12 protein-coding genes are annotated in these 13,677 nt (G+C 59.9%); 6 read left to right on the forward strand and 6 right to left on the reverse strand.

Annotated features, from left to right (window positions below; genetic code table 11):
* Window positions 1–60 precede the first annotated feature (60 nt).
* The gene (rho, locus tag E5J99_RS03575) at window positions 61–2,196 is read right to left on the reverse strand and encodes a transcription termination factor Rho (protein WP_135496344.1); all 2,136 of its coding nucleotides are present in this window, start codon (window positions 2,194–2,196) and stop codon (window positions 61–63) included.
* A gap of 472 nt (window positions 2,197–2,668) precedes the next feature.
* On the opposite strand from rho, the gene serS reads away from it, so the two are divergent.
* A complete protein-coding gene (gene serS, locus E5J99_RS03580) occupies window positions 2,669–3,943 on the forward strand; it encodes a serine--tRNA ligase (protein ID WP_135496345.1) in 1,275 nt (424 codons plus the stop codon).
* Between the two features lie 79 nt (window positions 3,944–4,022).
* Here serS and E5J99_RS03585 read toward each other — a convergent pair whose 3' ends face one another.
* From E5J99_RS03585 to E5J99_RS03600, 4 genes are all read right to left on the reverse strand, one after another.
* Entirely contained in the window at window positions 4,023–4,280 is a 258-nt protein-coding gene (locus E5J99_RS03585) for a UBP-type zinc finger domain-containing protein (protein ID WP_135496346.1), read from the reverse strand.
* A 17-nt stretch (window positions 4,281–4,297) separates the two neighbouring features.
* Window positions 4,298–4,759, reverse strand: a complete 462-nt coding sequence (locus E5J99_RS03590) for an OsmC family protein (RefSeq protein WP_135496347.1) — start codon at window positions 4,757–4,759, stop codon at window positions 4,298–4,300.
* A 170-nt stretch (window positions 4,760–4,929) separates the two neighbouring features.
* Window positions 4,930–5,985, reverse strand: coding sequence for a glycosyltransferase family 9 protein (locus E5J99_RS03595; protein ID WP_135496348.1), 1,056 nt, complete (start codon window positions 5,983–5,985; stop codon window positions 4,930–4,932).
* A 139-nt stretch (window positions 5,986–6,124) separates the two neighbouring features.
* A complete protein-coding gene (locus E5J99_RS03600) occupies window positions 6,125–7,873 on the reverse strand; it encodes a DNA polymerase/3'-5' exonuclease PolX (RefSeq protein ID WP_135496349.1) in 1,749 nt (582 codons plus the stop codon).
* A gap of 193 nt (window positions 7,874–8,066) precedes the next feature.
* On the opposite strand from E5J99_RS03600, the gene E5J99_RS03605 reads away from it, so the two are divergent.
* From E5J99_RS03605 to E5J99_RS03625, 5 genes are all read left to right on the forward strand, one after another.
* Window positions 8,067–8,462 (forward strand): hypothetical protein, encoded by a 396-nt coding sequence (locus E5J99_RS03605; protein WP_135496350.1) that lies wholly within the window; start codon window positions 8,067–8,069, stop codon window positions 8,460–8,462.
* Window positions 8,463–8,537: 75 nt separating this feature from the next.
* Window positions 8,538–8,951 carry a hypothetical protein gene (locus tag E5J99_RS03610; protein ID WP_135496351.1) on the forward strand — a complete coding sequence of 138 codons (414 nt, stop codon included), beginning with the start codon at window positions 8,538–8,540 and terminating at the stop codon, window positions 8,949–8,951.
* 102 nt (window positions 8,952–9,053) lie between these two features.
* Complete coding sequence (locus E5J99_RS03615; protein WP_135496352.1) at window positions 9,054–9,461, forward strand: EVE domain-containing protein; 408 nt, start codon at window positions 9,054–9,056, stop codon at window positions 9,459–9,461.
* Window positions 9,462–9,691: 230 nt separating this feature from the next.
* The gene (locus E5J99_RS03620; RefSeq protein ID WP_135496353.1) at window positions 9,692–11,218 is read left to right on the forward strand and encodes a hypothetical protein; all 1,527 of its coding nucleotides are present in this window, start codon (window positions 9,692–9,694) and stop codon (window positions 11,216–11,218) included.
* Window positions 11,219–11,285: 67 nt separating this feature from the next.
* Complete coding sequence (locus tag E5J99_RS03625; protein WP_167851962.1) at window positions 11,286–11,846, forward strand: DUF4252 domain-containing protein; 561 nt, start codon at window positions 11,286–11,288, stop codon at window positions 11,844–11,846.
* A 217-nt stretch (window positions 11,847–12,063) separates the two neighbouring features.
* Here E5J99_RS03625 and E5J99_RS03630 read toward each other — a convergent pair whose 3' ends face one another.
* Window positions 12,064–13,362 carry an aminopeptidase P N-terminal domain-containing protein gene (locus E5J99_RS03630; RefSeq protein ID WP_135496355.1) on the reverse strand — a complete coding sequence of 433 codons (1,299 nt, stop codon included), beginning with the start codon at window positions 13,360–13,362 and terminating at the stop codon, window positions 12,064–12,066.
* Between the last annotated feature and the right edge of the window lie 315 nt (window positions 13,363–13,677).

Genomic DNA, 13,677 nt, shown 5'->3' on the forward strand with positions numbered 1-13,677 from the left:
AAAATGAAAAAGCCAGTGGAAACAGGTTCCACTGGCTTTTGCGGGCTACAGTAAGTCGGCTTAGCCGTTCATCGACAGCAAAAACTCTTCGTTGTCCTTGGTGCCCTTCATGCGGTCTTTCAGGAACTCCATGGCCTCCGAGGCGGTCATGTCGGCCATGAATTTGCGCAGCACCCAAATCCGGTTCAGCTCTTCCTTGCTCATCAGCAGATCTTCGCGGCGGGTACCGGAAGCCGGCACGTCGATGGCCGGGAAAATGCGCTTGTTGGCCAGCTTGCGGTCCAGCTGCAATTCCATGTTGCCGGTGCCTTTGAATTCCTCGAAGATAACCTCGTCCATTTTAGACCCGGTTTCAATGAGGGCCGTGGCAATGATGGTCAGCGAGCCGCCATTTTCCACGTTGCGGGCCGCACCGAAGAAGCGCTTGGGCTTGTGCAGCGCGTTGGCATCCACACCACCCGACAGAATCTTGCCGGAAGCAGGCTGCACCGTGTTATAAGCGCGGGCCAAGCGAGTAATGGAGTCGAGCAGAATTACCACGTCGTGGCCGCACTCCACGAGGCGCTTGGCTTTGTCGAGGGCAATGCTGGCAATTTTCACGTGGCGGTCGGCCGTTTCGTCGAAGGTGGAGCTGAGCACTTCGGCTTTCACCGAGCGGGCCATATCCGTTACTTCCTCCGGGCGCTCATCAATGAGCAAAATGATGAGGTAAACCTCAGGATGATTTTCGGAAATCGAGTTGGCAATTTCCTGCAGCAATACTGTTTTACCCGTTTTGGGCTGCGCCACAATCAGGCCGCGCTGCCCCTTACCGATAGGCGCAAACAGGTCCAGAATGCGGGTGCTCAGCTGGCTCGACTTGGTGGAAAGCTTCAGGCGCTCCTCGGCAAACAGCGGAGTGAGGTTGCTGAATGGGATACGGTCCCGGGCTTCTTCTATCGTGCGGCCATTGATGCCTTCTACGCCCACCAAGGCAAAATACTTTTCGCCTTCGCGCGGTGGCCGAATTGTGCACTTTACCGTGTCGCCGGCTTTGAGCGCAAATTGCTTGATCTGCTGGGGAGCTACATAAATATCGTCGGGCGAGGCGAGGTAGTTGTAGAATGGCGACCGAAGGAAGCCATAGCCGCCATCGGGCATCATTTCCAGCGTGCCCTCACTAGGAAGCACAATGTCTATTTCGTTGCGCGGCCGTTGCGCGGCCTGGTCGCCCTGGCGAGGCTCACCAGCTTGGCGCGCTTCACCGGGTTGCCGCTGCTCGCCGGGCTGCCGCTGTTGCCGCTGCTGGTCGCGGGCCGCAAAACGGTCGTCGCGCCGGCCCTGTTCCCGGCCTTCCCGCTCGGGACGCGGCTCACGCGGCTCGCGGGGCGAGTCGCGCAGGGGCCGGGGCTCACGTGGCTCCCGACCATCACGCGGAACATCATTCCGGTATTCGCGGGGGGCATCGGCCCGCTGCTCCCGGGGTTCGCGCGGCTCGCGGCTTTCGCGGGGCTCCCGAGGCTCGCGGCCACCGTCGCGCTGTAGGCCATTGGGCTGCTCAGGGCGCGGCTCGCGGAAGATAATAGGAGCCGGGGCTGCTACGGTTTCCGGGGCGACGGGTGCGGCGGCTTCAGCTGGTATGGCTACCGCAGCGGCAATAGGCGCATTATCCGGCTCCACAACTTCCACTGCGGACTCAGCTACCGGCGCAGCTTCAGCGCGGCCACGGCCTTCGGAGCGGGTGCGGCGCTCGGGCCGCTGATAGGGCTTGACGGGCCGGCTGTCGCCGTCGATGGTGGCCAGCGGCTCGGCAGCCACCTCCGGTGCGGCAGCCACAGGCTCCGGCACAGCGGGAGCCGGAGTGGCTACGGCGGCGGGAGTCGCTACGGGAGCAGCATTGCCCCGGCGCGGTGGCGTGGTGCGGGGCGCGCGGGAAGCAGGAACGGGCCGGGGCGTAACGGCAACCGAAGCCGGCAGCTCAGTAGCCGGCGCGGCCACGGCCATATCCGAAAAGGCTAGTGGCGCAGGCACGGGTTTCTCGTCCGCCGTTTTCACTTTTCTGGGGAGCTTGTCGGCTGGCGTGATGGCCTGCTGATCCAGAATCTTGTAAATCAGATCCTGTTTGCTGAGTTTCTTGAAGTTACCGACGTTCAGTTCTTCTGCTATTTCCTTCAGTTCGGAAAGCAGACGGTCCTTCAACTCTTCAATATTGTACATACACTAAAACTGGGAGAAAAAACGGGCGGGGCCGAACCGACACAAAGCAACACAAGCCAATCCGGGCACAAAGGGCAACCGCGAGGCGGCGCAAAGCACAGTAAGTACGGGACGAAAAAGGGAAGTAATACGCGGGGGAGGCGCTGGGGATAAATCGGGCCGTGCGCAATAGAACTAACTGCGGACCCGGCATCAGCGGCCGGCTTACTTACGCAATGTTAGCGTAATACGCCCGAACCGCCAAATGAGATACATTTTTTTTAGCGGATTGGTGCGCCGCTATTCCAGGGGCGAAAATGGAGAGGGCCGAAAATGAATACTGCAGCTATCTATTGGCCGATACACTACTGGGCCGCTAGCCCGGGTGCGCCCATCGTGTTGCATTTCGCGGCGGGGCATAACGTGTTTTTATCCGTGGCCCTAGCCAAAAAAACTTACTTTTGCCCTTGTTCAAAACCGCGTTTTCTGCCTTATGCTGCAAGTTTCCGTCCTGAGAGAGAATACCGAGCTGGTCCTGGCGGGCCTGGCCAAAAAGCACTACAAAACGGCGGAAGCCGATGTTGCCGCTATCCTGGAGCTGGATCAGCGCCGCAAGCAGCTGCAAACCGACCACGACCAGGCCCAAGCCGAAGCCAACGACCTGGCCCGCCAGATTGGGGGCCTAATGAAAAGCGGCGACAAAGCCGGGGCCGAGACGCTGAAAGCACGCACCGCCACGCTGAAGCAGCACACCAAAGCGCATTCCGAAGAGCTGGCGCAAGTGGAGGAAGCACTGCAACAGACACTCTATAAGCTGCCTAACCTGCCGCACGGCAGCGTGCCGGAAGGCCGCGTGGCCGCCGACAACGAAGTAGTGCGCGAAGGCGGCACCAAGCCCGAGCTGCCCGCCGATGCCCTCCCCCACTGGGACCTGATTAAGAAGTACGACATTATCGACTTTGAGCTGGGCAACAAGATTACCGGGGCCGGCTTTCCGGTGTATAAGCGCCAGGGAGCCCGCCTTCAGCGCGCCCTCATCAACTTTTTCCTGGACGAGGCCCGCACTGCCGGCTACGACGAAATTCAGCCCCCGATTCTGGTGAATGAGGCCAGCGGCTACGGCACGGGCCAGCTGCCCGATAAAGAAGGCCAGATGTACCACGACAAGCAGGATAATCTGTACCTGATTCCGACTTCGGAGGTACCCATCACAAACCTATATCGGGACGAGATAATAGCGCTCGACCAGCTACCCATCCGCAACACGGGCTACACGCCCTGCTTCCGCCGAGAGGCGGGCTCCTGGGGGGCCGATGTGCGTGGCCTCAACCGCCTGCACCAGTTCGACAAGGTGGAAATAGTCCAGATTACTCAGCCCGAAAACAGCTATGCCGCCTTGGAGGGCATGGTCGCCCACATTGAGGGCCTGCTGCAAAAGCTGGAACTGCCCTACCGCATTCTGCGCCTCTGCGGCGGCGACATGGGCTTCACCTCGGCCCTGACGTTTGACCTGGAAGTGTGGAGCGCGGCCCAGGCCCGTTGGCTGGAAGTTAGCTCGGCCAGCAACTTTGAAACCTACCAGGCGAACCGCCTCAAGCTGCGCTACCGCGGTGAGGGCAGCAAAACCCAGCTTCTGCACACGCTCAACGGCTCGGCCCTGGCCCTACCGCGCATCGTGGCCGCCTTGCTGGAAAACAACCAGACGGCCGACGGCATCCGGCTGCCGGAAGTGCTGCATGCTTACTGCGGATTTGAGAAGATTGGGTAGCCTACTTCTTATGGCAGAAAGCCCGTCTGGAGAATATCCGGGCGGGCTTTCTGTCTTTTGGGCAGTAGCGTCGGTTGAGCTAGTATTCCGCCATCTGACTATCCACGTAGCACCACGCCCACTGTTCGCCCGGCTCATCCGATATCACTACCGGATGCTGAGTGACCTGAAAATGCTGGGTGGCGTGCTTGTTCTTGGACGAGTCGCAGCAGCCGACATGGCCGCAGCTCTGACACACGCGCAAGCGCAGCCACTTGTCGCCGAGGGCCACGCATTCGGGGCAGTTGTAGGCAGTGGCCGTAATCAGCGTTTCTACGACCTGGAGGTGTTCACACATTGCAATGGCTAGCGGCTTCAGGAGGAAGGATTTTCGGTTTCGGGCAGCAATTGGGTCACGATGCGCAGGCTGCTGAGCAGGGTTTTCTGCACCGGGCATTTCTGCGAAATAGCTTCCAGGCGCTGGCGCTGCTCCTCGGTGAGCGGGCCGATAAGCCGAAGCTCTTTCTGCACTTCTTCCAGCATCTGGCCCGGTTGCTCGCACTGCTGGCAGTCCTGCTCGTGCACGCGCTGGTGGCTCAGCCGCACTTCGATGCCGTGGAGGGGCCACTTTTTCTGGGTGGCGTAGAGGCGCAGGGTGATGGCCGTGCAAGCACCCAGGGCCGAAAGCAGCAAATCGTAGGGCGTAGGCCCCCGGTCCTGGCCCCCACTGGCCACCGGCTCATCCACAAAATAGGTGTGCCGACCCGCTTGCACGTCGGCCAGCAGCGCCTCGGGCCCCACTTTTACGAGTACCGCTTTATCGTTGAATTCCGTCATGGTGCGCAAGCCAAAGGTGTAGGAAGGTTGTACGGTAATTCGTCGCTCAGTATCGCTGAATAAGCCTTAAAAAAACGCATCACGCCTTTACCGCTCTCTTTCGATTCGGTGGCGTACACTGCCGACGGTGGGGATGGGGTCACGCACAGCCGGCGGGGCGCGGTCCTCCGTTAGCGGCCGTCTTGGGCTGGCGGCAGATTCAGATCGAAGCGAATATCACGCATACACTTAAAATGACCTTGCGGACATGTGGCGTAGCCGATTTTGGAACACGGTCGGCACGGCAGTTCTTTCACTTCCAGCACCCGAAACTCGGTGCGGTAGGGATACATGCCAAACTCGGGCACGGTATTGCCCCACACGCTGAAAATCTCCTTTTTGAAGGCGGCGGCAATGTGCATCAGGCCCGTATCGTGGCTCACGACGAGCTGCGACTGCCGCACCAGCGAGGCCGACTGATTCAGGGAGAAATGCCCGCAGGCGTTGTAGATAGTGGTACGCCGGGGCCGGGGCAACGCCCGCGCATCGAAGCGGTAGGGGTCAGCAGGGATAGTAGCGGGAGCCGTGGTGGCGGGCTGGTCGTCGAAGTGCAGCTCGACGATGTGGCCGGTGCTTTCGTCCTCAGGGCCGCCGAGCAGAATAACGGGACGGTTCAGTTGGGCGCACAGCTCAATGATGCGCTCGGTGGGCAGGCGCTTGGTGGCGTGCTGCGCCCCGATGGCAAAAGCCACGTAGCCCCGCTGAAACCCGGCAGGCAAGGTCGCCAGCTCTACTTCGTCGGCTGGGGGAATAAAGTAATCCAGCCCCTGTTTGTCGTCTTTCACGCCCAACGACGCGGCGGCGGCCAGGTAGCGCTCCACGATGTGCACGCGCGGCAGCGTATCCATTTTCAGGTTTACCAACAGCCATTTCTGCCAATTAAGCTTCTCGAAGCTGGCCGACTTCACCCCCAGCCGCAGCTTCAGCAGGCGGGTGCGCAGGTTGTGGTGCAGGTCCACGATGAAGTCGAACTGCTCGTGTCGCAGCTCCGCTACCAGCTCGGCGAGCGAGCCGGTGAGGTAGTGCACCTTGTCGATGTAGGGGTTGGGCTCCACAAGACTGCGGTAGGCGGGCTTGGTACAGAAATGCACCTGCGCGCCGGGCACCTGCTGTTTCAGCGCCCGCACTACGGGCGTAGTAAGCACGATGTCGCCGATGGAGGAAAAGCGCAAAACCAGAATCTTCATACCTGCGGCCTGCTGGTGGGTAGTTGTTTTCGGCACTCAGAAGGTGGTTGGGATTTTTCAAAAACTCCGATTCCGTCCTGCTTCATCTGGCGTCCGCTTACCGAAGCAGGACGCGAAAAGTAAAATCCCAAGCATGTTCTTACCCAAACAGCGAGTCTTTGTACTCCAGCGGCGGCGTGATGGTGGCTTTGCGCTCGGCAAAGTACGTGGCCATCTGCGCGGCAGTCAGGGCGTTGAAAGTCATGTCCTTGGTCAGTCCGCCCTTGCGGCCCATCATTACGCCGTAGCGCATATCGGCGTAGCCATCGGTATGGTGAGCGTCGGGGTTGATGCTGAGCTTGACGCCCTGGTCCAACGCATACCGCACCCAGCGCCAATCCAGGTCGAGACGCCAGGGGTTGGAGTTGATTTCGATGATGACATTATGCTGGGCGCAGGCATCAATCACCGCTTTATGATTGATGGGGTAGCCTTCGCGCCGCAATAGCAGCCGCCCGGTGGGGTGGCCCAACATGGTAGTGTAGGGGTTGGCAATAGCCCGTAAGAGTCGCTCGGTAGCTTTGCGCTCATCCATGCGCAGGTTGCTGTGCACCGAGGCCACAATGAAGTCGAAGCTTTCCAGCACGGCAGGTGCATAGTCCAGCGAACCGTCGCCGAGAATGTCGCTCTCGATGCCCTTGAAGATGCGGAACGGCGCGAGGTCCTGGTTGAGCTGGTCGATTTCGCGCTGCTGCTGGCGCACCCGCTCGGGGTTCAGCCCGTTGGCATAGTGGGCGGCCTGCGAATGGTCGCAGATGCCGAGGTACTCGTAGCCTTTGTCGCGCAGAAACTCGGCCATCTGGCGCAGCGTGTGGTTGCCGTCGGAGTAGGTGCTGTGGTTGTGCAGCGAGCCGCGCAGGTCAGCTTCCTCCAACAGGTCGGGCAGCTGGCCGGCCTGCGCCAGGGCCAGCTCGCCGAGGCCTTCCCGTAGCTCGGGCTCCACATAGTGCAGACCGGCCTTCTCATAAATAGATTTTTCCTGATAAAACGTTTCCTGCTTCAGCAGCTGCCGTAGCGAGGCGAAGCGCCCCGAGGGCTGCGCCAGTGGCTCAGAAAGGTGGGCTTCGGCTGCCGAGAGCAAAAACAGCTGATTGACGAAGTTCTCCTTGCTGACCAGCTGCACTTCCACTTGCACGCCGGAGGCCGTAGCCGTTCCGCGCCAGGCAAACGGGCCCGAGCGCTGCACGTCCGGCGTGAGGCCCGTCAACTGGTTCAGCAATTCGTGGGCCTGCCAGGGCTGGGCCGTAGCAGCCACCAGCACTACCATTTCCACGATTTCGAGCCGGCGCCGCACTTCGCCGGCCACCGCTACGGTATCGGTACGCAGCGCCTCTCGCAGACGAGTGGCCAGATCCTCGGCCAGGGTTTCAGCCTGCGGATACAGGACTTTCCCCTGGCTTTCCTGGTTGAATTCCAGCGCCGCCAGAATAGTTTCCTGCGTTTTCTGCCCGAAACCCTTCAGCTTGCTCACCTCGTCCCGCTCGGCGGCCTCCCGCAGCTGCTCGGGGCTCTCTACGCCCAGTTCCCGCCACAGTACTCTGATTTTTTTTGGGCCGATACCTTTTATACTGAGCATTTCAACCACGCCGGGCGGCGTAATCTCCAGCAGCTTGCGTAGCTCCTCAAACGTGCCGGTGTCGAGCATTTCGGCCACTTTGGCGGCAGCGGTTTTGCTTAGGCCCGTGCGGTCGGGCAGGCCGGTGCGGTCCATATCGGCTACGGGCAGCTCCAGGCGCTCCAGGGTGGCGGCAGTGCCTTCGTACGCACGAATTTTGAACGGATTCTCGTCGTGGAGCTCCATGAGCGACGCGGCGAGACGAAAGGCACGAGTTAGGGCGCGGTTGTCCACTGGGTGATGGGTTGGCAGGTGGTAGCGGCTGGCCGGCGGCGCTTCGGGAGAGGCCCGTGGGCCACCACGAGTGCTCTACCTGCCGAAAACCGAGAAAAGGTGACCCGCCAAAGGTACGGGCCAAAGTTGTACATTCGCTGCTACGGCCCCACACGGGCCTCCGGCTACGTTTTTTCACTTTCGCCCGTTTCTAATGCGCCTGTTTGTTCTGTTGGCTTCTCTGAGTGTCGTGCTGCTGGCCGGCACCTGCAATACCGATACCAAGGCCTCATCGCCCCAGCTTAAGCAGCTGGAAGGCACCTGGCTGCACGCGCAGGAAGAAGACCAGGGCGACGTGCGCGTGTACCGCCCCAACACCTACGCTTTCCCGCCGTCCCGGGGCCGTACGGGCTTCCAGTTCGACCACAACGGGCTATTTACCCAGTATGACATTGCCCCCACTGATGGCCTCGAAGGCCACAAAGGCCAGTGGAAAGCCACCAGCAACACGATGATCCGGATTAGCCTCGACGACAAAAAGGAGCCGGATTATTCCCTCGAAATCGTGTCGCTGGAAAACGGCGTTTTGAAAGTACGGCGCGTGGAGTAAGCCCAGCGTGCAACCTTTGCCCGCACTATAGCATCTGCCCTATATACTCGTTTATAACCGCCACTTTCTCTTGTTATGCGTCCTACTCTTATTCTCTTGTGCTCAATGCTGCTGTTGGGCAGCTGTAAGAAAGAAGCCGATTCGGCGGCTCCCCTCGTTACCCAAACGGTGTTCGACGCCCAGATACTGGGGCGCGGCTGGCTGGAGTCGTGGGAAGAGGAGCAGCCCGGCAGCGGCATCAAGGTATTTCGCCCCGACACCTACGCTTTCCCGGCTTCGTGGCCCCGCACCGGCCTCCGGTTTGATGCCAATGGTGTGTTTACCGGTCGCGGCCCCGGCCCGACCGATGGTATAACCGTGTATCCGGGCCTGTGGTTTACGGAAGACAACAGTACGTTTCGGATCACGCCCAGCGGGGAAAGCACCAGCTACGGGCTCCAGATTATCTCCTTGGAAAAGGACGTGCTGAAACTGCGGCGCATCGAGTAGCCGAACGGAAATCCCGGACAAAAAAGCCCGGCAAAAGATGATCTGAACATTTTTCAGTCTTCTTTTGCCGGGCTTTTCCTTTGCTTTCTGTTTAGTACCCACATGAATTACTGGCTCGTAAAATCAGAACCCAGCGCCTATTCCTGGCTCGACTTCACCCGCGACGGCGGCACCGACTGGACCGGCGTGCGCAACTTTCAGGCCCGCAACTACCTGCAGCAGATGCAGCCCGGTGACCTGGTTTTGTTCTATCACAGCATGACTGAAAAAGCCGTGGTCGGTATTGCCTGCGTGGCCCAGGCCGCCGCCCCCGATGCCACGGCCGAAGCCGGCAGCGGCTGGGTGGCCGTGGCGCTGCTGCCCCAGCAGGCACTGGCCCGTCCTGTGGCGCTGGCCCGCATCAAGCAGGACGACCGGCTCAGCCACATCGGGCTCCTGCGGCAGTCGCGCCTGAGCGTGATGCCGCTGCGGCCCGAGGAGTTTGACGTGCTGCTGGAGCTTGGCAGCTAACGGCCCCAACCGCTGGCCGACAGTGAGTCGATTGGGGAGCAAAGCCTGGCACCGACAGCGGGGAGCCAGGCTTTTTTCGGGCTCCTGAACAGAACCGCCCGCGCTCCGTGTTGTGTGGAAAAGCCACTTTCCCGGCATCTGTTCTGGGGCGGGGCACAACTATGTGTCGGCTTCGCTGTATCTTCCCTGACTGCCGGCCGTCGGCCCCGCGCACCCGACTCGTAGCTTCTATGAAACACACCCTACCTGGTCTTTTCTTACTGCTGGTCCTGGGCCTCTTTCCGGTGTGGGGCCAGGGGCAAAACATTCCGGTAGATGCCCCCAAGCAGCCCGCCCGGCTAGAGCTCGACCTGCGGGCCTCTTCCAGCGACGTGCAGGTGCTAGCGATGCCCGAAGACAGCAGCATTGTGCTGCTGATAGAGCGGGAACCGAAGTTTTCGGGCGGCAGCACGTTCAGCTTCCAAAAGCTGGACCGGCAGCTGCAAACCCGCTGGACCAAGCCGCTGGAGGTGCCCGAACGCTACAACTTCTCTTACATAAGCGGGCAGGGAATGATGGTGTATGCCCTCTTCAAGGATGATTTCCTGAGCAATAAGATGTGGGTAGCGACGCTCAACAGCCGCACCGGCGAAACCCGGACCACTTCCTTCGATACCAAAATCAGCCACGACGTGTATGGCATGAAGGCTTTGGATGGCAATCTGTTCGTCACGGTGCAGATTGAGCAGCATCTGACGGTGCTGCTGCTCAATCTGCGCTCCGGGGAATTCCAGTTTCTGCCGGCCGTGTATGAGCCGCTCGACAGCCAGCTCAGCTTTATGGCCGACTCCGTAGCCAAGCAGATTAAGTTTGTGGTGACGCAGAACAACGGAGTAAAGTCGCGCTTGCAGGTGAAGCAGATTTCGTCCCAGGGCAAGCTCTTACACAGCGAGTTTGTGCAGGCCGAAAGCGACCGTAGCCTGCTCACGGCCCAGCTAAGCCCCGGCGACTCTACCAACCGGCTTATGGCCGGCACCTACACGCTACGGGACATTCGCTATTCGCAGGGCCTGTTTGCCGCCGACCTCACCCAGGGCCAGACACCAACCGGCTCCCGGCCCTCGCTGCGCTTCTACGATTTTCTGAACCTGAAGCACTTTTTCGACTATATGAGCCCCAACCGGCAGGCTCGCCTGCGGCAGCGCGGCGCGCGGCGCCAGGCAGCGGCCCGACAGTTGCGGCTGCGCTACCGCCTACTCATGCACGACCTCATTCCGAGTCCGGAAGGCTACGTGCTGGTAGCGGAGATATACTACCCGCACTACCGGTACGAGAATACCGGCTTCAGCCTGCTCGTGGCCCCGCGCAGCTTCGATGGCTACCGCACCACCCACGCCATTGTGTGCGGCTTTGACCGGCGCGGCAACTTACTCTGGGACAATACCTTCGTGGTGAAAAACATGGTGCGCTACAACTTGGAGGAAACAGTACATATCCGGCCGCTGGCAGATGGCAAACGCTTCGTTCTCACCTACCTCGACGACCACCGCATCTACTACAAAATCATGGAGGGAGCTCAGCCTTCGCCCAATGATCTGCAGGTGCCCGTGCTGACGACCTTCACCCCTGGGCTGAAAGAAAAATCGGTGGATACTTCTCACACCGACATGCAAGCGTGGTATGGCAGCCGCTTCCTGGCCTTCGGCTACCAGCACGTGCGGGGCGTCAACTGGAACGGCCGGGAGGTGTTCTTCATCAACACCGTGGATTTTGAGTAACCCCCAACGGTTCGGCCAACGGTGCGTATGGGAAAGGCAGTTTGTTCTTTTTGCTCTTCTTTACGCTATGAAAAATCGAATCCTGACCCTGTGGGTGCTGATTACACTCCTGGCCGCCACTAGCTGCCGCACCAGCGGCCCCGGCACTCCCGCCCGCACCGTAGCTGAATTCTTCAGCAAGTATGAAAACCGCTCCGGCTTCAAGGCCACCGACTGGTCGGCGGGACTAACTACGCGCTTATTGCTACTGAAGCTGGGCAACCTGGGCGGCGACAACGAGCTGACCCAAGTCCTTTCGTCGGTGCGCAGCGTGAAAGTGCTGACCTTCTCCCCCACCTCGAACAGTGCAAAGTCGTTGGTGGCTGAAGGCCTGAATAAGGAAGTAGATGGCCTGCTCGCCAATGAGCGGTACTCGCCCCTTCCAGTGGCATCGGAAGCGGGCACCGCCGTGATGCGCTACTCGGCCCGCCAGCAAGGCGACCGGGTGAAGGAAGTGGTAGCCACCGGCAACGTGCAGGGCGCGCCCGAATCGTTCATGCTCGTATCCGTTTCCGGCGACTTCACCCAGAGCCAACTCGACCGCCTGGTCAAATTCCTGCCGGGCGTAGCGGGCGAGCTGGCCAAGTAGAATCCTTGGCTATTGAATCTGTTTAGAAAATCATTCAAACCGTCATGCTTCGACAAGCTCAGCATGACGGTTTGAATGATTTTCTAAACAGCTTCATTGTAACAACCAAAAAGGCCGCTCTGCTGTGCAGGGCGGCCTTTTTGGTGCGTCACTATTTTGCGGTATGCTCATTCAGCCTTAGCCATACTTGCCTGGGAGCAACCGGCTGTGGGCAATACTAGCGGCGCTGCTCGGCCATTAGCCGCTCGATATCGGCCACTTCCAGCGGAATATTCTTCATCAGGTCGTCGTTGCCGGTCTTGGTGATAAGAATATCGTTTTCGAGGCGAATTCCAAGCCCTTCTTCCGGGATATAAATACCCGGCTCGCAGGTGTAGACCATGCCCGGCTCGAAGGCGCGGTACTTGGCTCCCACGTCGTGCACGTCGAGGCCCAGGTAGTGGGAAGTACCGTGCATGAAGTACTTTTTGTAGAGCGGGGCGGCGGGGTCCTGGTTGCGCACGTCGGCTTCGTTGAGCAAATCGAGCCGGATGAGCTCCTGCTCCATGGTGCGGCCTACTTCGGCGTGGTATTCTTCGATATTGTGGCCAGCCATGAGGCGCGACGTGGCGAATTTCATGACCCGCAGCACGGCTTCGTATACATCGCGCTGGCGCTTGGTAAACGTGCCGCTCACGGGGACGGAGCGCGACAGGTCGGCGGCATAGTTGGCGAATTCGGCCCCGAAATCCATCAGAATAACGTCGCCGTCCCGGCATTCCCGGTCGTTGCTGACGTAGTGCAGAATGCAGGCGTTGGCACCCGAGGCCAGAATGCTGCCATAGGCCGGGCCCCGGCTGCGGTTGCGCACAAACTCGTGCAGGATTTCAGCCTCAATCTCGTATTCCCACACGCCGGGCCGGATGAAGCCCAGCAAACGGCGAAACGCTTTTTCGGTGATGTTGGCCGCTTCGCGCATCAGCCGGATTTCCTCGGTACTCTTAATGGCACGCAGCTGGTGCATGATGGGAGCCACCCGCCGGTAGTGGTGCAACGGGTACTGCGCGCGCAGCTTGTTGCCCAGGCGGGCATCCCGCGTTTCGACTTCCACCACGGCCCGAATGTGCTCATTGGAGTTGAGGTACACGTTTTCGGCCTCATTCATCAGCGCCGACAGCACCGACTGGAAAGAGTCGAGCCACAGGATGGTGGGCACGCCCGACTGGGCGCGGGCATCGTCTTTGGTCAGCTTGTAGCCTTCCCACACCAGAATATGGTCGCTGGTTTCTTTCAAAAACAGGATTTCGCGGTAGTGCGGCAGCTTGGCATCGGGGAAAATAACCAGGATGCTCTCTTCCTGATCGACGCCGGACAGGTAGAGCAGGTCGTTGTTCTGGCGGAAAGCCATAGTGCCGTCCGCGTTGGTGGGCATCACGTCGTTGGAATGGAAGATAGCCAGCGAAGCCGGGGGCAGCTGCTGAACGAAGTTGCGCCGATTCTGAATAAACAGCTGCGGATCGATGGGGCCGTAACGCATAGGATGAAGTTGGTGGGCTGGAAATAGACGTGCTGAAAGTGGCTTGGCTGCAAGATAAATAGTTTAGACCTGTTCCTGAATTAGGAACCGATGCTAAAACTTGGCTGTCATGCTGAGCTTGTCGAAGCATCTCGCGTGCACTGGTAAAATAAGTACTACTGCGGTAGAGATGCTTCGACAAGCTCAGCATGACGTTCTGTTTTTTTTGGATGTTTGAGTATTTGGGAACAAGTCTTTTGTGTAGACGGAGCCGGGTGAGCGGGCAGCAGCGGCTTTCTCGGGGTGGGGCTTGAACCTGCGGTGGCGGGCGGTATC

Origin of the sequence: Hymenobacter elongatus, assembly GCF_004745955.1 — a bacterium.
Classification (GTDB): Bacteria; Bacteroidota; Bacteroidia; order Cytophagales; family Hymenobacteraceae; genus Hymenobacter; species Hymenobacter elongatus.

Excerpts from the sequence above, each read along its gene's own strand:
- E5J99_RS03620 (WP_135496353.1), top strand. The coding sequence starts at position 9,692 with ATGAAACACACCCTACCTGGTCTTTTCTTACTGCTGGTCCTGGGCCTC.
- rho (WP_135496344.1), bottom strand. The coding sequence starts at position 2,196 with ATGTACAATATTGAAGAGTTGAAGGACCGTCTGCTTTCCGAACTGAAG.
- E5J99_RS03605 (WP_135496350.1), top strand. The coding sequence starts at position 8,067 with ATGCGCCTGTTTGTTCTGTTGGCTTCTCTGAGTGTCGTGCTGCTGGCC.
- E5J99_RS03615 (WP_135496352.1), top strand. The coding sequence starts at position 9,054 with ATGAATTACTGGCTCGTAAAATCAGAACCCAGCGCCTATTCCTGGCTC.
- E5J99_RS03625 (WP_167851962.1), top strand. The coding sequence starts at position 11,286 with ATGAAAAATCGAATCCTGACCCTGTGGGTGCTGATTACACTCCTGGCC.
- E5J99_RS03595 (WP_135496348.1), bottom strand. The coding sequence starts at position 5,985 with ATGAAGATTCTGGTTTTGCGCTTTTCCTCCATCGGCGACATCGTGCTT.
- serS (WP_135496345.1), top strand. The coding sequence starts at position 2,669 with ATGCTGCAAGTTTCCGTCCTGAGAGAGAATACCGAGCTGGTCCTGGCG.
- E5J99_RS03630 (WP_135496355.1), bottom strand. The coding sequence starts at position 13,362 with ATGCGTTACGGCCCCATCGATCCGCAGCTGTTTATTCAGAATCGGCGC.
- E5J99_RS03590 (WP_135496347.1), bottom strand. The coding sequence starts at position 4,759 with ATGACGGAATTCAACGATAAAGCGGTACTCGTAAAAGTGGGGCCCGAG.
- E5J99_RS03585 (WP_135496346.1), bottom strand. The coding sequence starts at position 4,280 with ATGTGTGAACACCTCCAGGTCGTAGAAACGCTGATTACGGCCACTGCC.
- E5J99_RS03610 (WP_135496351.1), top strand. The coding sequence starts at position 8,538 with ATGCGTCCTACTCTTATTCTCTTGTGCTCAATGCTGCTGTTGGGCAGC.